Annotated in this window: 18 protein-coding genes; 7 read left to right on the top strand and 11 right to left on the bottom strand. The window is 34.8% G+C overall.

Going from position 1 to position 22,879, the window contains the following annotated elements; genetic code table 11:
- Positions 1 to 2: 2 nt before the first annotated feature.
- The 3 genes from HOO91_05875 to dnaG form a co-directional block, all read right to left on the bottom strand.
- Positions 3 to 3,125, bottom strand: a complete 3,123-nt coding sequence (locus tag HOO91_05875) for an ATP-binding cassette domain-containing protein (GenBank protein NOU17069.1) — start codon at positions 3,123 to 3,125, stop codon at positions 3 to 5.
- 469 nt (positions 3,126 to 3,594) lie between these two features.
- Positions 3,595 to 4,419: a hypothetical protein gene (locus tag HOO91_05870; protein ID NOU17068.1), complete on the bottom strand. Its 825-nt coding sequence runs from the start codon at positions 4,417 to 4,419 to the stop codon at positions 3,595 to 3,597.
- 156 nt (positions 4,420 to 4,575) lie between these two features.
- On the bottom strand, positions 4,576 to 6,510 hold the full coding sequence (dnaG, locus tag HOO91_05865) for a DNA primase (protein NOU17067.1): 1,935 nt from the start codon (positions 6,508 to 6,510) through the stop codon (positions 4,576 to 4,578).
- Positions 6,511 to 6,751: 241 nt separating this feature from the next.
- Between dnaG and HOO91_05860 the strand changes: the two genes are divergently transcribed.
- From HOO91_05860 to HOO91_05840, 5 genes are all read left to right on the top strand, one after another.
- On the top strand, positions 6,752 to 7,987 hold the full coding sequence (locus HOO91_05860) for a hypothetical protein (protein NOU17066.1): 1,236 nt from the start codon (positions 6,752 to 6,754) through the stop codon (positions 7,985 to 7,987).
- Positions 7,984 to 8,688, top strand: coding sequence for an NAD-dependent deacylase (locus tag HOO91_05855; protein ID NOU17065.1), 705 nt, complete (start codon positions 7,984 to 7,986; stop codon positions 8,686 to 8,688). The genes HOO91_05860 and HOO91_05855 overlap by 4 nt, the downstream gene beginning before the upstream one ends.
- 48 nt (positions 8,689 to 8,736) lie before the next feature.
- Complete coding sequence (locus HOO91_05850; GenBank protein ID NOU17064.1) at positions 8,737 to 9,345, top strand: porin family protein; 609 nt, start codon at positions 8,737 to 8,739, stop codon at positions 9,343 to 9,345.
- Positions 9,346 to 9,546: 201 nt separating this feature from the next.
- On the top strand, positions 9,547 to 9,813 hold the full coding sequence (locus HOO91_05845; GenBank protein ID NOU17063.1) for a hypothetical protein: 267 nt from the start codon (positions 9,547 to 9,549) through the stop codon (positions 9,811 to 9,813).
- A gap of 205 nt (positions 9,814 to 10,018) precedes the next feature.
- Positions 10,019 to 10,750, top strand: a complete 732-nt coding sequence (locus tag HOO91_05840; protein ID NOU17062.1) for a response regulator transcription factor — start codon at positions 10,019 to 10,021, stop codon at positions 10,748 to 10,750.
- A gap of 496 nt (positions 10,751 to 11,246) precedes the next feature.
- On the opposite strand, the gene HOO91_05835 is transcribed toward HOO91_05840, so the two are convergent.
- From HOO91_05835 to HOO91_05800, 8 genes are all read right to left on the bottom strand, one after another.
- Positions 11,247 to 12,875 carry a beta-lactamase family protein gene (locus HOO91_05835; protein NOU17061.1) on the bottom strand — a complete coding sequence of 543 codons (1,629 nt, stop codon included), beginning with the start codon at positions 12,873 to 12,875 and terminating at the stop codon, positions 11,247 to 11,249.
- 43 nt (positions 12,876 to 12,918) lie between these two features.
- Positions 12,919 to 13,527 carry a hypothetical protein gene (locus HOO91_05830; GenBank protein ID NOU17060.1) on the bottom strand — a complete coding sequence of 203 codons (609 nt, stop codon included), beginning with the start codon at positions 13,525 to 13,527 and terminating at the stop codon, positions 12,919 to 12,921.
- Between the two features lie 391 nt (positions 13,528 to 13,918).
- Positions 13,919 to 14,317, bottom strand: coding sequence for a SnoaL-like domain-containing protein (locus HOO91_05825; GenBank protein ID NOU17059.1), 399 nt, complete (start codon positions 14,315 to 14,317; stop codon positions 13,919 to 13,921).
- Between the two features lie 342 nt (positions 14,318 to 14,659).
- Positions 14,660 to 15,145: a GyrI-like domain-containing protein gene (locus HOO91_05820; protein ID NOU17058.1), complete on the bottom strand. Its 486-nt coding sequence runs from the start codon at positions 15,143 to 15,145 to the stop codon at positions 14,660 to 14,662.
- 77 nt (positions 15,146 to 15,222) lie between these two features.
- Positions 15,223 to 15,567 carry a hypothetical protein gene (locus tag HOO91_05815; protein NOU17057.1) on the bottom strand — a complete coding sequence of 115 codons (345 nt, stop codon included), beginning with the start codon at positions 15,565 to 15,567 and terminating at the stop codon, positions 15,223 to 15,225.
- A 94-nt stretch (positions 15,568 to 15,661) separates the two neighbouring features.
- Positions 15,662 to 16,141, bottom strand: a complete 480-nt coding sequence (locus tag HOO91_05810; GenBank protein NOU17056.1) for a DUF1203 domain-containing protein — start codon at positions 16,139 to 16,141, stop codon at positions 15,662 to 15,664.
- Positions 16,142 to 16,207: 66 nt separating this feature from the next.
- Positions 16,208 to 17,038, bottom strand: a complete 831-nt coding sequence (locus tag HOO91_05805; GenBank protein ID NOU17055.1) for a methylated-DNA--[protein]-cysteine S-methyltransferase — start codon at positions 17,036 to 17,038, stop codon at positions 16,208 to 16,210.
- 192 nt (positions 17,039 to 17,230) lie between these two features.
- Positions 17,231 to 20,272 carry a histidine kinase gene (locus HOO91_05800; protein ID NOU17054.1) on the bottom strand — a complete coding sequence of 1,014 codons (3,042 nt, stop codon included), beginning with the start codon at positions 20,270 to 20,272 and terminating at the stop codon, positions 17,231 to 17,233.
- 230 nt (positions 20,273 to 20,502) lie between these two features.
- Here HOO91_05800 and HOO91_05795 point away from each other — a divergent pair, with 230 nt between their 5' ends.
- Both HOO91_05795 and HOO91_05790 read left to right on the top strand, forming a co-directional pair.
- A complete protein-coding gene (locus tag HOO91_05795) occupies positions 20,503 to 21,294 on the top strand; it encodes a hypothetical protein (protein NOU17053.1) in 792 nt (263 codons plus the stop codon).
- Between the two features lie 127 nt (positions 21,295 to 21,421).
- Positions 21,422 to 22,789, top strand: coding sequence for a hypothetical protein (locus tag HOO91_05790; protein ID NOU17052.1), 1,368 nt, complete (start codon positions 21,422 to 21,424; stop codon positions 22,787 to 22,789).
- The last annotated feature ends 90 nt before the right edge of the window (positions 22,790 to 22,879 follow it).

The following is a 22,879-nucleotide window of genomic DNA, read 5'->3' as shown; positions in this document are numbered from 1 at the left end:
GTTTATCTTCTTATTTCTTTTTGTAGCAATCGGGTTAAACGGAGGGTCTCAAAATAGGAAATTACTCTTCGTAATAAATCAACCTGAAGGGAAATGAATAGGAGTAATGAAAAAAGCCATATTATTGCAAGGTTGAACCAAAGAGTTTTCACATATTGTCCATTGAAATACTTCATTGGAGCATAAAAATGTGCTCTTCCCCATGGATGATTCGGAAGCATAAATACTGGTTCGTGCTTTTGAATTATTCGGTTGTCGGTTTCAAGGTATTTTGTTACTTCGTTTGTATTTAAAACCCAATCGGCAAGAGCCTTATTATAATTCTTTTGCTTAAGTTTAAATACACCTTCAGCGGATAAACTATCTACTAATTTTCTATAGGTAAAATCTTTTTTCTGTCCGGCTACGGAGCTAAGTTCTGAAAATTGACCCTTAATAAATCTTAAATACCCATTGGTTTCTTCGGAGATTTGATTGTTAAAACCAGCGCTGTTTAGCTTTTGTATATTATCAAAAGGAGGTAATTGTGCCGATTTTTGAAGGATTTGTATTTCGTTGAATATAATATTTAGGTCGCTGATAAATTTGGGATCATTCTTTTTACCCTCATCTTCGAGTCGATTGCACTCCTCAAGTTTGTATTGAAGCCTTGGAATAAGAAATGCTGTGCGAAAATAGGATTCGCTCATGATCAATTCTTGGTCGAAAAAAAGTTTTTCAAATCGATTACCCTGAAATTGTTCAACGGCAAGAGCCTCAAAAGCCCACCGAGAGGCCATAATATCTCCAACTATTGGTACGTAAACCTTTTGTGTTAACGATGGGTGGAGATTATCGAATTGAACAATAGTGCCACTCAGAAGCAGTTGGGGAACAAGAATGAATGGAATGCTGATGTAAATTGAGACAATTGAGTTAAGCCCCGAACTTATATTTAGGCCCACCATGTTAGCCAGACAGGATGTTGAAAAGAGTACAAGCCAGTAAGCTAAAGTCATCCCTTTAATCTCAAGAACATAATTACCGATTAAAACAAACATCAGCATCTGAATTGCGGATAGGGCAAATAGGTAAAAAACCTTAGCATTAAGGTAGCTGAAGCGGCTTAAGTTTAGGAACGACTCGCGTTCTAATATTTTTCTATCGCTGATTATTTCTTCGGCGCTAACGGTAAGTCCAATAAAAAGTGCTACCACAACGCTCATGAATAGGTAAGCAGGCAGGTTTTTATTATCGGCCAGAATGTATTCCTTTCCAGGAATATATTTTGTAAAATACGCTAGAATGAAGGCGAGTAAAGGGGCTTCAATTAAATTTATAAGTACGTACTGCTTATTACTAATCTTTGAAAGGATATTTCGAGTTGTAAAGATTTTAAACTGAACTTCTATATTAGGTATATTAAAAAAGTTTTTGGGTAAAATATCTTTATGATCCTTCGATTTAAGGTTGTTTTGGAGATTATTGTTGTATAGCCCATTCCATTCATCGGGGCTTTTTTGGCGCATATTAGTGTGCTTACCGTTTTCATCTACAATCCTTGCCTCCACTATTTCAAGGATTTGATCAGGATTTATACTTCCACACTGAAAACACCCACTCTCTGATGCATTAGCCTGAGTGTTCATGGTTTTAAAGTATACAATGCCATCAATAGGATTACCTTGGTAAATTGGGTAACCTCCTTTGTCAAGAACCCAGAGTTTATCGAAAAGCTTGAATACTTTAGATGATGGTTGATGAATGTTAACGATAACCAAGCGACCATTGTTTGCCTGCTGCTTTAAAAGGTTCATCACCATTACAGAATCGCTAGATGAGAGCCCGCTTGTTGGTTCGTCAACAAACAGGATTGAGGGTTCACGCATCAGTTCTAGTCCAAAGTTTAAGCGCTTGCGTTGACCTCCGCTAATCATTTTATTTAATGGAGATCCAACCCTTAAATCCCTAATTTCCCATAGATCTAAATCATCTAGTACTCGTTTTACGGTTTGCCTAATCTTAAACTCAGTAAAATTGCTAAAACAGAGTTTTGCATTATAGTAAAGGTTTTGGTAAACGGTGAGATCTTCGAACAAAAGATCATCCTGTGGTACGTAACCGATAATACCCTCAACCGATCTTTTATCGGTATGAATATCATACCCATTAATTAATACGCTACCCGATTTTGGGGTAAGCTTCCCGGTTAACAGGTTGAGTAGGGTTGATTTACCCACACCGCTACCGCCCATAATACCTATTAGTTGGCCTGATTCTTCGGAAAAACAGAAGTTTTTAATACCGTTTGTGCTATTCCTAAAAGAATATTCAAGATTTTCAGCTGTAAATACAATTTTCTGTCGATTCTTTGATTTAAAGAGCCAACCCGTTAAATCGCTAAAATATATTGGTGTTATTGAAGGCCCTTTGATGATTGAGCCTACCTCAATAATGTAGGCTTTGCCTGGGATTATGGTAGTACCATCATGATAAAGTTCGGTTTTTCCATAGTAACGCATTACGAAACTTCCTGTTGAGGGAATATATAGGAATGTTAACCGACCAGCAATATTCTCGTTATATAATTTGTGTGAATCCTCAAGCCATTCGGGCATGTTCTCCTCTACCCAAAGCCCTTCAAGAACATCCTCGCGAATCTTAGGGTGGCTTTCAATTATTAGGAGATATGAGGGGTCAATTTCTTCGCAATCGTTATGAAAAATAAAGTATTCAATATTCTGGGTCTCTTGTTCATCAATATTAAAGCAGGTTGCAATGGTATCTACCACATCTTTTTCGAGCGGGGTAATTTTATTATCCTCGATAATGTATTCCAGCAGTTTAATAAAGACAGTAATTCTATCAGCTTGTGGTAATCCTTTTCTTAGTTGGGTACAAACCCTTTGAACGTATTCTATTAAAGCCTCTTTACCAGATTCTTCCTGATTTGCATAGGTTGAAATATCGCGATTAAAAAAATCGACATAGTTTTCGAAAAGATCAAGGTATTCGGAAGCTAAACGACGAGAAAGGTGTTGGCGTAAAAATGCATCAACAATTTTTTTCCCTTTTGCTGTAACCTGTGAGGTGTTGGCAATTAGGGCAAATAGCTGCATTAACGCGTTTAGAATGGATTCACTCATACGATAAAATCAACGTACTAAGATATGAAAAGATGAATAAATAAATAGAATTGATATTCCTAAATACATAAATACGTACATATTTTCCAAATTCAATTCAATGTTGTTTAGTTAAGCCCGAAGGGCTTGAATATGAATAACCTCCGGTAACACCGGAGGTGGTAAGTCGCTTAGTCACCAACCCTGAAAAGGGTTGAATATTTAACCTTAGAACCACACTCAACCCTTTTCAGGGTTGGATTGTTATTCGTTATCAACTCCCCTCAATTTCATTGGGGGCTATTCAAATTCAAGTCCTATCGGACTTGTAACTTAACTAAGCGACATTGAAATTCAATTTTTGATTCTTAGATAACTGTGAAAACATTATACTACTTTTCATTCATCATAGATTTTCATCAGAACTTTTAGTAAAACAAAAGAGCTGCCTATTTGAAGACAGCTCTTTAAATGCTTATGTGTGTATGAATTAAATAATCCCAGTTCTAACTTTAATAACAGCTTTTGTTATTTCATCAAACTGCTCTTTTGTGAGTTTTTCAGTACCTATGGTTGCAAAAATATCCGCAAGTGGTTTAAGGGCTTCTTCTACTTCAGTAATATCCTTATCGTTGGTATATGGTTTCATCAACTCAAGGAGTTTATTTAGAGGATCTTTTTGGTTGGCAACAATTTTAAGCATATCCTCGTTATTCTTGCTAATTATTGCAATTTGACTTGTAATGTAAAGTCCTTCAACCCAACTACCAGCCATAACAAGTAATGAGGTATTGTCTTTTCCATTATTTACAAGGAATTCGTAAGTGTCGTAAAAAGAGTCAGAAATGATATGAATTAGAGAATCCTTATTATCAATATTCTTATCGATACGTTGAGCGAATTCTACATTGAAAGCAGAGGTAATCTGAAGTTCGTCAATAAGTTTTTTGGAAACCTTAAGATAGTTCATGGTTTCTTGTTTCATCTGATAGGTACTTGCATAGCTAAGATCCGCACCATATATGCCAAGGTTTAATGCTTTACTTTTTGTAGGAATGTATTTATCAACATTCTCAACTGGATTACTAAGACTTAAAATGTAGCTTGCACCAGCATTGTTTAAAAGTTTAATAACTTCAAAAGCCGTCGGGATTGGATACTTTGTAACACTTTTAAATGTTTTTTCTTTTTGTGTTCCAGAAGTATTTTCAGCGTCCTTTGCCTGCTTACCTCTACAACTAACAACAAATAAAACAACGATTGTAGCCAGTAGGAGAGCCGAAAATTTTACGAAATCGAACTTATTAGTTTTCATCAGATTTATAGTTTTGAGTTATTATTTTGATATCAATATAGTGTTCGAATATAGCAATTAATGAGTGGTAAAGGTAATAATTCACAAATAAATTAACAATTAAAAGGCCGGGTTGTTTTAAATCGGCTCTATGATTTAAATAATTATTGTGTTTATTTAAAGCAAATTCCTATCCAATTCTTTAGAAATCTGATTTATGATTATTTTAAGCTCTCTTATTTTTGTCAGTATATTGTTAGTCTCCTCAACCTGTTGTGGGTTTAGTTTGGGTAATTCCATCAGAAGTTTCTTATCAGCAATTTTTAGCACCTTAAGTTTAAATACGAGTATAGATTTTGGTATCGCATGATGTAGGAAGGTTTCATCATCTTCAGAAAAATCTTCATGATTTACCCATATTTTACTCAAACTGTAAGGGTTTGAAAGAAAATCGGCGGTAACCTGTCCTATTTGGCTATCGGGATGATTTACAAAGTAATGAATATCGACCTCGGGGTTTGCTTCAAGTTGTGTGAGATAATCGTTAAATATTTTCTGATATACAAGGTTTTTAAAATCAAGATCATCGTTTAGGATTTCGTTTATAATATATTGACCAATCGAAACCGATGGAATGTCCTGATTCTCATCAGTTGGTTCGGGTTTCCAGAAAACAACATTCCCGTGCCGAAGCAGGAAGTAAACAATCTCTTTCTCCTGTTCCTCACAAAAAATATTGGAAACAAAACCTGGAAGGGGTGTGGTTTTAATCTCTGATTCGGCAGGTATTTTTCCCAAAACCTGCTCCATCTTTTTCCTTCGGTTCGACCCAACCTCGGCATAAAGTACATTTTCTTGAATATCAAGCAAATTGCTACACTCCTTGATATATACTGACCGGGTAATGCTATCGGGGATAACAGCAATTGATCTAACAATATCACTGATTAAACCTGCACGTTTAATAGGGTCTGATTTTGCATCATCAAGAAGTAGACGGGTTTTAAAGGCAATAAAATCCGTTTCGTTTTTAGCAATAAAATCTAGAACCTCCGATGCGCTGTGTGTGCGAGCATAACTATCAGGGTCTTCGCCTTCGGGGAGCAAGGCAACTTTTACATTTAATCCCTCCTCTAGCACCAGATCAATCCCTCTTAAGGAAGCCTTGATACCTGCTGCATCACCATCGTATAGTATGGTAACATTGGGAGTAAAGCGTTTTATTAGTTTAATCTGATCGATGGTTAATGATGTACCCGAGCTGGCAACCACGTTTTCAATTCCCGCCTGATGAAGCGATATTACATCTGTGTACCCCTCAACCAAAAAGCATTTATTCTCCTGAGTAATTGACTTTTTAGCATGAAAAATACCGTATAGGACATTACTTTTATGGTAAATTTCGCTTTCGGGGCTGTTGAGGTATTTAGCAAATTTCTTATCGGTTTTAAGAATTCTCCCTCCAAAGGCAATAACCCTGCCGCTTACGCTGTGAATGGGAAACATTACCCTCCCCTGAAATCTATCGAATGAATCCTCGTTATGCAGAACGGTGAGCCCTGTTTTAACAAGATAATCGAGTTTGTAACCTTCGCGAATTGCTGTGCGAGTAAAGGCATCACGTTGATCCAAACAATATCCAAGTTGAAATTTTTCGATGATATCATCGCGGAAGTTTCGCTCACGGAAGTAAGCCATACCAATGGTCTTTCCATCCGAGTGTTTATGTAGGGTATCGCCGAAATATCGCTGTGCATAAGCGGTAACCACCATTAAACTCTCACGTTCGTTACGCTGAAGAAGATCTTCAGGAGTAACCTCCTTCTCAACAACCTCAATATGATATTTATGGGCAAGGAACTTGAGCGCTTCAACGTAGCTCATGTGCTCATGCTCCATGATAAAATTCACGGAATTTCCACCCTTCCCACAACCAAAGCACTTGAAAATTCCTTTAGCAGGGCTAACTGTAAACGAAGGGGTTTTCTCATTATGGAACGGGCAAAGCCCAAGAAAATTCACACCCCTCTTTTTTAGGGTAACAAAATCGCCAACCACCTCGGTAATATCGGCTGCAGTAATAATTCTATCTACGGTGTGTTGGTCTATCATTTATCCTTGGATTGAAAGTGTAAAGATAATAATTGGAAGGATACCTAATGGGGAAAATGGGGGGTCAAGTTTTTATAATTGATTTGAAAAAGAAAGAGACATTTACTGGTTTAAATCGCTTGATTTGCATTTATTTATAAATCGCAAAAAAGTAAAGCAATATATTTTTAAAACCTTTTTTAGGTAGGAGGGAAATCAAATTCTTATATTTACCCTAAACTCCATTTAAGCATATAGTGCTATGAAGAAAATTCTACTAATTACATCTCTAGCAATACTTGTTTCATTTAATTCCATTTGCTGTACCACAGCAATAATCAGCGGTAAAGCCACACCCGATGGTCGTCCTATACTTTGGAAACATCGTGATACGGATGAATTCAACAATAAAATGATGTTCATTAAGGGGGGGAAGTATGAATATATAGGATTGGTAAACTCCAATGATTCACTATATCAGGTTTGGGCTGGAACAAATAGCGCTGGATTTTCTATAATGAATTCTGCTTCATATAACCTAAAACCTAAGGATGATCATACAACATTACAAGATCAGGAGGGAATGGTAATGAAGTTGGCTTTAGCCACCTGTGCCACTATTGATGATTTTAAAAGATTACTTGACTCTTTACCCAAACCCCTCGGTGTAGAGGCAAACTTTGGGTTAATTGATGCTCAGGGAGGTGCTGCTTACTTCGAGACCGATAATTTTAAGTATAAAATCTTTGATGTTAACGATTCCAAGGTAGCACCAGATGGATATTTGATTAGAACAAATTATTCCTTTTCTGGTAGAGAGAATGAAGGTGCCGGTTACAATAGATACAATACAGCAAGTGTGATTATTAATGAAGCATATAAAGCAAAAAAAATAACACCAGAATTTTTTCTTTCAAAAGCAACACTTTCTCTTCGGCACGAGTTAACAAAGACAGATCTTTCAAATGTTTTTAAAAAGAAGGAGGATTTTCAGAATCGAATGTATCCGTTTAGGGATTATATAGTTAGATATTCTTCCTCATCAACAATTGTTGTTCATGGTGTAAAAGCAGGAGAAACTCCTTCGCTTGTAACCACTTGGGTAAAACTTGGATTTCAACCCACATCAATTTCAATCCCCCTTTGGGTTAGTGCTGGTGAGACTATCCCTGGAATTCTAACAGCACCTAGGACTAAGAAAGCGTTACTTTGTACCTTTACACTTCTCATAAAAAAGGATTGTTTCCCATTCAATAAAGGTACCGAGGGAGAGAATTACATTTACCTTGAAGTGCTTGGAAATAATAGCAATACGGGGATTATGCAACAAAATGTACAATTCGAAAAAGATATAATTGCCAAAGGGGAAAAACTAGAAGCTAAATGGCGGCGTTTAGGTTTTGATGATAATGAGGCCACTGATTTTTATAAAGAGGTTAATGAATCCATTTTACTTTACTATTCCTTTTTATGCAAAGAAAAACCTAAAGAGCGATGAACAGAATTAAATTAGTAGTGCTTACTGGAGCTGGAATTAGCGCAGAGAGCGGTATTCGTACATTTCGTGATATGGGAGGATTATGGGAGGAATACGATATAATGGAAGTCGCCAGCTACGATGGATGGGTGCAAAATCCCGACTTAGTTTTAAATTTTTACAATGATAGGCGCAAACAGCTTAAGAATGCGATGCCCAATAGAGGTCATATTGCCTTGGCTGAAGCAGAAAAGTATTTTGATGTTCACATCATTACCCAAAATGTTGATAATCTTCATGAAAGGGCAGGAAGCACCAAGATCCTCCACCTACATGGGGAGTTAACCAAGGTTGAGTCAACGTTAGATTCATCAATTGTTCATGATATTGGCTATACCGATTTAAAATTAGGCGATAAATGCGAAAAAGGTTCGCAGCTTCGTCCTCATATAGTTTGGTTTGGTGAACCTGTTCCTGCAATGGTAGATGCTATGCAGATAACCCGGCAAGCAGAGATTTTTGCCATAGTTGGTACATCTCTTAATGTATACCCAGCCGCAGGGTTACTAGGATACGTATCCAAAAACACTCCTGTTTATCTGATTGATCCTAATGACGTGACCGTTCAAAGCCGGCAAACGATTCACTATATTAAAGAGAATGCTTCGGTTGGTGTTGAGAAAATGCTCAAATTGATTTTAAAAGAAGTTAGAGGAAATTAATATTTATCAATAAACTCTAAGTATTCTAGGCACTTAAAAGCAACATCCATGAGAATTGTTATTATATATACACTATTGATTATTGGAATTTCCACTCATTCAACAGCGCAGCAATTTGATGCCGGATTTGTTTGTGGTTTAGCCGCAACTCAGGTGGATGGTGATGGGAATGGCGGATACAATAAGGCGGGACCAATTGCAGGTATCTGGGTCGGTCGTAGATTAAATCATGTTCTCTATACCAGAATGGAATTGAGGTACATTCAAAAGGGCAGTTTTGCCAAAACCATTCAGGATGGTGTTACCATTGGGCATTATCGCATGAGATTGAATTACCTTGAGATACCAATAATTGTTGGTTATCGATTTGGTAATGGGTTTAATGCATTAGCAGGTATCTCTACAGGGTATCTTGGTAAGGCTCAAGAGATGAATGAGTTTGGTCCTTTTCCACAAGAGGATATCCAAAAATTTCACAAATTTGAACTTGCTTGGAGATTTGGTTTTGAGTACAACCAAAGCAAGCATTGGGCATTTAATATTATGTATAGCTACTCCATGTTTCCTGTTCGACCTCACAAAGGGAATATAACTTACCGATGGGATCGGGGTCAGTATAATAATGTGATTGAGTTTGTGGCTAGATATAAAATATGATTCCTGACATTTTTTGCTTTTTCAAGGAAAAAAAAAGTTGAATTATAAAATTCTTAACAATTATTTCATTATTTTTATTGGCTGTAAACTAATATGATAGATATTGTTTTTTTTCAAAAAAGTTGAAAAAAATGTCACCAATAGGTAATTTTGGAATATTTAAGTGAGGGGATATCTCTCAATGACATAAATCCTAAAGAAATGGAAATAGAACAATTAATTAATCATTTAGGAATGCTTGATAACTTTGTTCAGAACAAATGTACAGGAAATACCCAAGCATTAGCCGAAAAGTTAGGCCTCAGCGAGAGTGCTGTTTGTGAACTTTTACAAATTATTGGAACTTTTGGTTATCCATTAAAATTCAACCACGAGATTGACAGTTATGAATATGTAAAGCCCATTAAATTAAGGCTTCTTGAATTTGAAGAAATATTGGTTAAAAACTCCAATCAATATTTAAATTAACCGCTATCGCAAAAAAGTAATTGAAATTTCTCTCCTATTGATGTAAAAATACTTGGTTAGGGTTCAATCATAAAAAGAAGGATGATTACTTAATCATTAATATAAAATTACCCCCTCGGCATAAAAAAGTCATTAAAAAATTATCTTTGACTACAAATCTTATCAAATTGAAAGGGCTTAGTATTTTTGTTTTACCTAAGAATTCATGATTAAGACGCTAATAGTTGAAGATAACAAGAAATCAGCAGAATTACTGAAAAGTTATATTTCGAATTTATTTAACGATTTAGAGTTCATTGGAATTGCTAATAATCTGGACGAGGCTGTAAATTTTATTTTTCAGGAGAGACCATCTTTAGTTTTTCTTGATATCAATTTACAAGAAGAAAGTGGGTTTGATGTACTAAAGAAAACGAATGCAGAAGAGTACGAAATTATTATTACTACTGCATATAGTGAATATACCTTACAGGCCATAAAAAACTCTGCAATTGACTATATTTTAAAACCTTACGATATTGAGGAGTTAAAGAATGCTGTTAATAAAGCCAGAAAACAAATAGAATTAAAAAGATTACCACAAAATCCGCAAATTATCCAAACCGATAAACTTGATGATAGAGTTTTTATATCTACCACAGAAGGCCTAATATTTATTAAGATAGATGAGATTGTTTGTATTTCCGCCGATTCCAGCTATTCGGTGTTTCATTTGGTTAATGGATCAAAGGTTGTTTCTTCAAAAAGATTATCTATTTACGAGGAAATGTTAAAGAATCGCCTCTTTGTTCGGGTTCATAAATCCTACCTAATAAATTTAAAGCACGTTAAGAAATATCAGAGAGGACGTGGCGGATATTTATGTATGACCAATGGGTTGGTTATTAAAGTAGGGGATAGCAAAAAGGATGAAATATTAAAATATTTGGTATTGTAGTAGTTACTGGCTGAGAGTTGCTAGTTTGGTGATTTACAGTGTTTAACGTTTGTTCAGCGCAAGAAATAATTTGAATGCTATATTATCAGTACGTTATTCTATTTTGGGAAATGCAACATTGGAAGAAAAAAGTTTGAAGTAACCCAAATACTTCATTATTCCTGTCTTTCAAAAACATAATATTAGCAATAAAGCATTAATAAATAATGATATAATAAGCATTCATAGATCAAACCCACATTATTTATTTTTTGAATATAATTTTAAATGGTGAAATTTGTATCAATGCGAATATCAAATAAATATCAAGATATCAGTAACTAGTATTGCTTACTGTTAAAATACGTTGCAAGGTTCGGACAGCACCATCATTCCACTATAAAATAATGCCAAAATCACTAAAAATAAACTTTTATAACAATCAGCCCCAATCGATTTTAGTGGATGTTGTATGCAACTTTTCTTTTAATACAATAGTTAGTTTCAGGTAAAGCGGTTACAATTCTTTCTTCTCAAAAAATAAGCTCCTTACCATTCTTGCGGATAGATAAAAGCCATTGATTTGCTTTTTATTATCTCTCTTAAAACGAACAATCCATTCAAAATCGCCTTCAAAAACGTCGTTTAAATAGGGAGTGAGTCTTAGCGAATCGTTTCGTGGAATATGAACGAAAATATTGTTACCATCACCAGTTACCCGATACAAAGCGTCTAACTCGCTGCAATAAAAATTGCCAATGTATTGTTTCCCGTCAACTTTAGCAGGTTCAACTTTTTTTACCTTTTTATACACTGTTTTTTGGGCGCCAATATCTGCTTTTGTCATGAAGATATTTTTACCATCAATTTTAAAACTGAAGGTTGTCATTGGTCCAGCACTAAAATCGTAATTGCTAACAGGGTTCAATCCCCACCAACCAATTTTTAATTCATTTTTTTCAAAATGCAGATTAAATTTTGAACTGGAAGTTTCATCAAAATAATCGCCTTCCCAATTTTTTACAATGGTGCTATCAATTGCAAAATGTTCCTCAGGGTTTCTTTGTTTTTCAACGTTTTTATTTGTAAGAAACAGATCAATTATTCTATGATAATCTACTGAAAAGTTACCACTATTAGAAAGAATTATGGCTGAAAAGTGCTTTTCCGGAATTCGCAAAACAAAACATCTGTAGCCCGCATCAGCGCCACCATGCTCGATAATATTATAACCATTGTAGTTTTCGAGCATTAATCCAGAAGCATAAATTTGCTCTGTGCCATCGTTTAGTACTCCGGGTTTATACATCGCTTGAACAAAATCGTCCGAAAATATTTTACCGCCATAAAATGCCTCGTCCCATTTGGCCAAATCTCTTGCCGTGGTAAACAATGCCGTGGCACCATAATTATCAAAAACAGGAATTTCAATTCGCCAATTCCCTTTTTCCTCCTTCACATAGGCCGATGTCCGGTTGGGGATTATGGCAGAATGATCGCTTTGAAAATGTGTATTGTTCATTCCCATTGGTTTGAAGAAAACTGAATCAGTATAATCTTTCAGTGAAACTCCTGTGATCTTTTTTACAGCAACAGCCAGCAAAGTGAATCCCGTATTGCTATATAAAAATTCATCGCCCGGTTTAAAATTTAAACTCTTCTGGCGTTTTACCATATCCAAAATATCGGTCTCAGTGATCAAGTCATTGCTTCGCCAGCCAGAAAGGGTCATCATCTCCCATTGATCTCTTAAACCACTTGTGTGATGCAGTAAATGATAGAATGTAATTTTATAACCAAAATCCGGAACCTCGGGAATGTATTTTCTGATGTCATCATCAAGCGATATTTTCCCTTCTAACGATAATTTTATGATAGCCGCAGCAGTGAATTGTTTTGACACAGAGGCAACATGGAATTTGGAATCCGGACTAACAGCCAAATTATACTCCAGGTTCGACATGCCATAATATTTTTCATACAACATTTTCCCGTCCTGCAAAATAGCTAAGGCACATCCGGGGGAGTTTGTATTATTAAATTCTGTAAAAATTTCATCCACCTTAGTTTTGAGCGAATCGGGCATTTGAGCTTGCATGTTCAAGCTAAGGGCAAATGCCAAAATAGTTATTGTTAATAGTCGCATACTGTTTTGAGTTTAAATTGTTTTTGAATCTGTTTACTACATCCTATTTCCCTGCACATACGATTTGATCAGCAGCTGTGCTTATGGCTGCCTTATGCAGGATCAATTTTTCATTTGAAATATCCACACTGATTTCAACCCACCCATTATATCTTTTATCAGCATTTTTAACCTGAAACGGAATGAATTTATGATTGGCATCTTTCCATAACCCATCCCAACTGTCAGGGTTATTGTAAGAAATGACCTTTTGAACCAATACTATTGATGATAATTCAAACCACTGATATCCATTCAAATCATCCAGTAAAATAGAATCACCCTTACTCAAGACCGGGATACTTTCATTGTTGTTAACAGGTAGGCAGACACCAATATCTGTGGATATGAAAAATTGCACGTTGTCAACCTGCTCTATTGGATCGCCCACCAGTAAGGTGCCAAACTTGATATCCCTTCGTCCATCGTGATTTACATCAACTGAAAATCCTGGTGTAAAGGCCTTTATCTCTTTATTACTTAAGTCAAAATATTCCATTTCAAGCTGATCCTCAGGTGGCAGCGGCTTTACATCCTCTTTTCTGCATGAGATAAAGATTAATAAAGTCCCAAATACTATTACAAGACTTGATTTTATAACAAAATTTTTCATAGTCAATTTTTTAAACCTTATCGGAATCCGAAAGTTTTAATATTACCAGTAAAAGACCGAGTGTGCTTTAAATCAACGTGGATTCTGAGATTTATAAGCGTTTGATAAAATTTCTCCTTGATAAAAGGCTTGATAAGATATTCGTTCATCCCACATTCCATGCATTTTTGTCGGTCTTTGTCCAATGATATTGGTATTTTTTTTATAGCGTCATTCATTTAACTTTTGCAGAAGTCAATGAGTTATATTCCTCCTTCGTTAAACGGCTTTGGGCAGGTAGGGAATAGGAACTCAAATGTTCAATTCAGTACAAAAGTCGATTAGAATTACAACTGTTGAATTTAGCAGTTCAGCCCCATTTGCATAAAACCGATGTTAGCGGTTCGCTGTTTTATTCTTTGGTCAGTCCCATTGCTTGTCCAATTAGAAATGTGTCTGTATATTGATTGAACTCTGTTATTTTTCCGTCATTTACTTTGTATTCACAGGCAAAGTCCGATTTCATATATTTTCCTGTAGCGTTAAAAGTTCCTTCGTAAAAACCAATAACAAAAACTCCGTCACCGATGTCAATATAACGTGTAATTGTTGCTTTCCAATTTGTCCAATTTTTTCTGAACCCACCAAAAACCTTTTCAAATACTGCGGCCGCTCCAATATGTTGTCCGCCACATGGGAAACCTTTCATTTGGTTCCACTTTATGTTTTCGTCAAATATTTGTCTTATTGCATTATTGTCTTTGGTAGCAAAAAGCTCATACATTTTTTTTACTGTTTCAATATTTCCCATTTCTTCTGATGTCTTTTGATTTTAGTTCGTTCTTGTTGTCGTCTGTTTATTTTGTCCGTATGCCAATGTAAGGCAAAATGTCAATGCTTTTATTAGAAGTTATTTTGTCATTTCATTAATGTTTTGCTGTCTGCGTGTCGCCCTGCAATGACCACTAATATAAATCTCTGTAATCGGAAGCAATTTCTACTTAACAGTTTACAACAAACAGGCTTTTGTGCGCAACTAAGAAGATCTCATTCATGCATTGGATAAAAGCAAGCCATTTGGCTACATTTTACTATTTGCGCAGGTTCATTAGAAATTATTGCGGATACTTTTTTACATATTTATTTTCACACATTATTTTCGTTTGATTGGTATCCAAATTTCTTCTTCCGATTTGGGGTCGTTATTTTTATATTTGTTGCCTAACACTTCAAAATGAGGCCTGTTGTCTAAGGTATATTCTGAGTCTGGCAACCATGTTCCCAAAATGTATTGAAAAATTGAATGATCTGTATTTAAGCCTTTGTAATCAAAAACGGCATAAAGTCCACCTGGCAAAACGAAAATCTCCATTTCATCCGGTACTTTGTCAAAACTTGAAACTTCAACAGCCGCCCACTTTTCGAATTCGTTCGTTGGCTTAAAATCAGTGAAATGTTCCGGTTTATAAATTGCCATTGAAATTAAATCGTCCGTTAGTTTGTCGGTGATTTCATTTCTCCTTGGCATAAAATTTTTCCAGAGGTTACCTACTTGGTAGTTTGTTAAGCTCATTGATAGTCTGATCCCAACTACTTTTTTTTCGTCAATTGTTTGAATCCTTGGTTTCATCTTCTTTATCGATATGTTTATCTATAACTTCGTGAATAATGATGTTCTCTCAACTTAGCAATAAGAAGAAAGAGAATGCAAAATTGTTATATCCTTAATTTATGTTTTGCTGCAAAGAGTAAAACAATAATAATTGAAAACAATGTTCCAACTGATATGTACCAAAGCGTTAGTACTGAAACAAAAAGTCCAAATCCGAATGTCCAGATTTGATTTGCCCACAGAGCAAATATCCAGATAAGCCAAAACAATCCCATGCAAATGAACAATGGCCCCAGTTGAAAAACATCTATGTTGAGTTTGTTAAATAAATTTGCCCAGAGACCTGATTTTTCCGGATCGATATATTTACCTTTCAGAATAACATAAATTCCATCAATGAGCATATAACCGCCAATTATAAGAGCAAGTATAGTGACTAAAGGGTTCATTTACCTAATTTACTTCATGTGATAGATGATTTTCATTCATTTTTCGTTGCATTGTGAAGGCAACAATCTTAACCCGAAATACAAAAGCCCAGTTTCAAATTCTTTCGATTTTACAAATAAAGCAACAGGGTTCTGCGTTACGTGCATGCAAGTATTTCACATCCGGATTATGATCGAATATTTCTGCTATCAGGTCGTCAACATCAGCATCGCCCACCAATTGCGTAAATATCATTTGTTGGTCTTTACTATAGCCGATCAGTGAAAGAGGAAAATTCACTTTGTCATCTTTTATTTCCTTTGGAAATCGATAAATATCGCTATAAGGTTCGACATCTTTTTTATGAATAAAAACCGGTCCCGGCTGATTGTAGGCATTGTCTATTTCAAAAGGGCTGTAACTCAAAAGTAATCGCTTATCCACACCTATTTCGAAAGGTTTTAAGGACAGTCTGCATGGCCCATATCCCGATGCGACTTGCTCTACAATGTCGTGTCCAAAATCATCCTTTTGTGATGATTTAATCTTGCTAACAAATTCCGGGGTCAATGGAACAATTCTGAAATTTCTCATAACTATCTATTTTTTTCTGCAAAAATAGACCGCTATACTTCCGTGCACAATCCGTTTCTTGCTGTCTTAATCTTCAGCGGCTATTTTTGATGCTTCCCATCCCAGTATCGCATTTTTTCGTGTTGAACCCCAATGGTATTCGCCAATTTGCCCAGATGATTTGATAACCCTATGACAGGGAATGAGATAAGCAACAGGATTACTGCCTATAGCTGTTCCAACGGCCCTAACAGCTTGCCGGTTATTAATGTTTTCTGCAATCCTGGAATAGGTAGATACATTACCTGATGGAATTTTCAGAAGCGATTGCCACACTTTAATTTGAAAGTCGGTACCTTTTAAATGCAGTTTAATTTTTTGCAAATCGCTCCAATCGTTAGAAAAGAATTTGAGCGCATTTTGTTGCATTAAATCCGTTCTTTGAATAAGGGAAGCATTGGGGAATTGCTTTGTAAGACTTTCAATTTCATTTTGCTTGTTGTCTGAAAAATTCAGGTGACAAATTCCCTTATCGGTTGAAGCAATAATAACATCCCCAAAAATTGTTTCAGCACAACTGTAGTTGATTTGCAGATCCTTGCCTCCGTTTTTATACACTCCAGGCGACATGCCTTCGATTGTAATAAACAAATCGTGCAGTCTGCTAGTGCTGCTAAGACCAGTTTCGTAACTTACTTCAAATAACGACATGTCGTTGCTAAGTAGTCTTTTGGCATACTCAACGCTTAAAAATTGCAGAAACTTTTTAGGGCTTACTCCAGCCCATTCTTTAAACATCCTTTGAAAATGAAAAGGGCTTAAGTAAACCTGCCTTGCAACTTCATCCAAATTAGGTTGTTCCTTAAAATTTGAATGAATAAATTCGATGGCCTTTGCTATTCTTTCGTAATCTGTCATAATACAACAAAAGTAGTAAATGGCAACTCGTTTTGAAATCCGAAAATTGCTAAAATTTGAAAATCAATATTTTTCATGTTATTATTTAATTGATTTTATTTGATATAGAAACATCAAGGAAATTGAAAGAGTTGGTTTCTTGGTAGGGTTGAGTGCAACTAGCAACTCGGGTTAATTATTATAAGTTATCGATTATAAACGATATAGAATCTTCAACATCACGGTAGTTCCTGTTGGATTTCCATTTTCATCATAGTTATCAGTTATATCTATAGAATCTTTAATTAACAAATTCTTCTGAAACTGTAGTAGAATCCTTTTTTTAGTGAGTTCAATGCCCATCGATTGGTGACCATTTGCTTTCTTTTGTGCAATTTCAGATGCCTTTACCCTACCAATGCCATTATCCTGAATAGTACAAATCAACAATCCGCCCATTTTGTTTATAGTAAGTTCTAAATGCATATCCTTTTGTTTTGGTGCAAGCCCATGAATGATTGCATTTTCAATAAAAGGTTGAATAAGCATTGGAGATATCAATGTTTTTTTGGAATCAATAGTTTTATCAACAGTTATTTGGAAAGAGATTTCTTCATCAAGATTTACAGATTCCACAGATACGTATGTTTTATAAAAATGTATTGCTTTTTCAAGGGGGATATATTCCAAATGCGAATAATCTAGGCACATTCTCATTAATCGCGAGAATTTTGAAAGATGATCAGATGCGATATCCTTACTGTTCATCAAAATGCTTTGCTGTATTGAGGTTAATGTATTGAATATGAAGTGAGGGTTGATTTGCGCTCGCAAAAGATCAAGTTCCATTTTATATAGCCTACTTCGCAACATCTGCCTTCGAATCAAAACAAGAATTATTGAACCAATAATCGTAATGGCGATTAAAACGGTTAGTATTTTGAATAGTAGGGTTTGATAAAAGGCTGGTCGTATAATCAAGAGTAATTCAATCTTTTGTTCACAATCAATATCTGTTGAATTACTACTTGTTAGTTGGAAGATATATTTTCCTGGAGGAACATCTGTGTAGCTAGCCGAATTAACACCATTGTTTACAGTTCTTTCAGTCTTATTGTAATTAAGTAATTGGTATTTATAATGAATTTCCTTTGGATTTCTAAAATCGAGTAGCGAGAATTCAAATGAAAAAAAGTTTTCATCGTGATTTAGAATAATGGTATCCTTATGCTTCAGTTCTCGCCTAACGACATTATCAAATACCCGAAATTCGTTTATTAAAAGTGGATATTTAGTGCTATTGGATTTAATACTATCGGGATTGAAATAAACAATCCCTTGTTTACTGCCAAAAAGAAGGAAATTATTACGGGTTTTTGCAGAACTTTTAAAATTGAAATCGCAATTAAAAGGGCCATTCTTAACGGTATAGTTTTTAATTGTATAGTTTTTAGAATCAATAAAACTGATGCCCTCTTTAGTGCTCATCCATAAATTGTTGTTGTGGTCTTTTTGTATAGCACAGGTAAAATCGGTAGATAGACCATTGTTTTTATTGAAATGTTCAATTTTATTTAGATGTTTATTATAAATATAAAAACCATTGGTGGTTGTACATACTATTAATCGGGCATCGTCAATTTCTAAAATATTCCAAACAGAGTTATTTGTGTAGTTTGTTTCATTGATTGAGGGAATAATGGTTTCAACGTTAATACTATTCGAACTACCCTTGAAATGGAGTTTATACAGCCCCTCTCCACCCAGCCACACTTCGTTTTCAGTATCTTTATAAAGGGAGTAAACAACATCAGGCATGTTCTGTATTTTAATCGATGTGTCCAGTTTTATTCTATTCGAATCAACAATTACCTTGAAAAGGGTTGGCTTTTCAAGCGAGCCAATTAGAATGCCACCGGGTATCTCAAGGGCTGAAAAATATTGTCCATTTTTGGGGATGTAAAACTGATCTGTGAATTTCTGTAAAAGTGCACTATAGTAGTAAATAGCCTTGTTAGTTACAAATAGAAAATCTTTGTTTTTTAACTCAAGAATTTGATTTGTTGCATACACTTCACCATTAATAGTAGGGAAGAGGAAACTATTGACACTTTTCCTTTTGTTTGCTGTAAGAGTATCTGCTTTAGGAATTTGGTATGTAGCACCCTGCCGAACACCAATCCATAAATTATTACGGCTGTCAATTGCCAAAGATCTTATGTACTCATTAGTCAACCCATTATTTCCGTCAAGAATATGAAAGGGTGAACTTGGAGGAATTTTAAATAAGCCAGTACTTGTTCCAATCCAAATAGTCCCATTTTCTTCCTTTAGTCCACAATAATACTCTATTTTCGATTTCAGTTTTTGAGGCTGAAAGAATATGGTTTTTGTTAGTTTAAAAGTTGCATTAAAGGAGCAAATTTTGTTTTTATATACCAGATAAAGAGTCTCATTATCATGAAATAGTAAGCAATTACCATCGTTAACTGCCAAAAGTGAGTATTCCTTTTTTGTTGAAAGATCGTACCTGACAAGTTTATATTTATCTAACCCTAAGCGTTTAATACCAATAATATTGCGATTAAATACAATGTCGTTATTAAACTCAAAATTGCTAATAGTTAGTGCTTTATATGTATTATTTATTAAATCGTACTGATAGGCGGTGAAAGAAATAAAGAAGGAGATACTTCTATTGGGCACAAAGTCTAATATTTTCGAAGAAAGAATCCTTGAGTTAACATTAAATTTTAGATTGGTAAACCTACCTGTATTGATATTGAATTTATTTACCCCATTATAGGTGATAATCCAGTATATACTATCATTCTCCTGCGCTATTGAAGATACTCCTGGGTTGCTTATAGATAGCTTGTTGTTGGGATCATGCAGATAGTTCTTCCATTTACTGGTCTTACGCTCTAATATCGATAACCCATTGGTTCCGACCAGAATGTTTTTCTTATCATCTTCAAAGATGACTGTTATAACATCACCCGAGATGCTATTTGAATTTGGCTGATGCTTAAAAACCGAAAACTTATTACCATCGTATTTTGCTAATCCGTATGATGTACCAACCCAAATATAACCCTTAGAGTCTTTCAGTAAACACCTTACCTCGTTGTTAGGTAATCCATTTATGATATTAAAAGTTTCAGGGTTTGAATATTGTGTTTGTGCAATTACGCCTTTAGCCGATAAGCCTAGAATAATACATATAAATGATATTAATTGAAGAAATGAATTCATCGAGAATGCCGCTTTTATCATCAAAAGTATAAAAACATTGACGAATTAAGGCAATTATACATAAAGAATTACCAATACTCCTTGGGATTGAGAAATTGTAGTTACAATGATAATGCGATAAAATGCTCATTTGTGAATTTGATCGACGTGTTCATGATAAAGTATTTGTAAGTGCATCCAAATGAGTCTTCATTTGTAGTGAATAAGCTAACCCTTATAACCCTAAAACTATGAGTGATCTAAGTAAGTTTGCTTCCACAACTACGTTAACGAGTTCTGTAAAGCGTATCGTTTCTGGACAAATCAACAGGTTCGATCAGTCAAGCAAAAAAAAGACATTTGCTCGGGCAACAGTATTTAAATTGATTATTTTCATTGCCCTGATAACTTTTTGCGTTAACGTAAATGGACAGGATTCAACAAGAGTTAAAGTTATTTTTCAAACGCAGTCTGATCGGCCAATTTCTTTGTATAAGGAAATTTGTTTGGGAGAGATCAATACATCAGGTTTTGTTGGTGACCATTTTACTTCTCAACACGGGTCATTTACTAAATTAGATTTTTTATGTAATGCACCAAGCACCCATTATTTCGAAAGGAATAACCCTGTTTCACTTGTAATTACAGATAACCGTAGTTACAAAACACGATTTATCATTGATCCGGTATCTACAAACCAGAAATGGTTAATAACACCTGCTGGTAAAAACTATCAGAATGCCAGATTGATGATCATTTGGGGAATTATAGGGACATTTACATCATCGGTTCTTTTTAGTTTAGATGCAATAATAAATGCTGACAGGAAAAGTGAATACGAGATGAAGTTAGCACAGTATAATTTTACTAAAAATGTGATGAACAATAACGTTTTCCCCTACTCATCAGGATCTGCACCGCAAAAACCCAAAACGATTCGTTACACTATTCCAACAATAGTTTTGAGTTGTTCTATTTCGTCGATTATTACAGGTAGAATATTACACACAAAAAACAAACCCAGAGCAGAAAGGGTAGAATAAAAAGAAGTAAATAAAGATAACCAAGAGTCAACATGCATGATTAACAATTAGAATTTTAGACCAATGCCTGAAATTGTAGCAGATAATATGAAAATGCAAATTATATTAAACACTTAAAATTTTAACTATGAATAAGAAACACTTAATTTATCTATTGTTGGGAATGCTAGTATTAATAGGGTTTAACTCAAAAGCCCAATTTGATAATATTAACTTGAATAAGTATAAACTCACTGATTTTAGGTACAAATCATTGAGCACTAACTTAAATTTTAATAATGAAGGTCGATATATAAATTCATCAACCAATTCAAATCAGAATAATTTATCTTCTAATGGAGGTATTTCATATTCTTCAACCAGTCAAAGCAGAAAATATTATGGAAATCAAAACATTAGTTTCGGTTTTAATAATAATTATGGGAAAAGTGAAGTTTCTTCAATCAACACATATTCCAGTTCTAGTAACTCGCTCTATCTAAGCGCATCAATAAATAACAAATTTTATATTTCGGATAAAAATTTCTTTGCAATCAACTTCTCAACATATATGTCGCCCTCACAATCGCATAGTAGGCAAGATAATTTCACGGATGTTTCTAAAACCCTTAACAACTACTTTTTTGCAAATAATATGTTATCAATTCAGATTGGTAGAGGCCGTTATGAGAATGTAACGGATGCCCGGTTAGCTATTTATATACTCGATGATCTTGTTAAACAGGGGCGTTTATCCCGATCTCCAAATGAGGACGAAGTCTTTGAACTTGCAGACTTCATTACAAAAACATTAAATAAAAGGGTAATCGACACTCGAACAAAAAGGATACAAGAGTATGTTGCCGTTGATTCGTTTCTTGTATCAAAAGGCCTAACTACTAAAACGGATGGTCTATATTTTGGTATTATTAATGATAACTGGAATTACGCACGCTCACAGAGTTGGCAAACAGGTAAAAGTTGGTTCTTTGGAGTATCTCCAATACTGTCCTACAATAATAATTTTTATAAATACACATTAAATGATTTAGTAATCTCAAAACAGAGGCATGAATTAACCCGATATGGGATTGGTTTCAACGCGGGCTTTGGCTCATCATGGATTAAAGGTCTTAAATGGCAAGAGGGTTATTCTTTAAATGGTTCTTTCAATATTTTTAAATATGATACAGTAGGTTCATATTCAGCTATAAACAATTACCAATCAATTAGTGGGCAGGCTAGTTATTTTTTATCATATATTCCTAATACAAGAACAGTAATTAATTTTGGAAGTGGTATTGTTTTAACTAAATATTTCAATGTGGATACGAATGATAGAATAGAAATTACCCCAAACATTGCAGGGTCATGCAATTACTATTTTTCAGAGAAATTGCGATTACAAATTAACGCAAATGTAAATTATAACTTCAATAGAATGTATGCTCCAATATCAACAATTAAAACAGTAGATTTTGGATTTAGGGCAGCATTACAATACTACATTTTCTAAATACTAAGAAGTGGAGGGAGGCACATTTATGTTGCCTCCCTTCTTTTTTATTATAAAACCCATTCATTTTCAATAGTTTGACTGACGGAA

Source organism: Bacteroidales bacterium, assembly GCA_013141385.1.
In the GTDB taxonomy this organism is placed as follows: domain Bacteria; phylum Bacteroidota; class Bacteroidia; order Bacteroidales; family Tenuifilaceae; genus UBA8529.
This window is presented reverse-complemented; position numbering and strand designations above follow the sequence as displayed.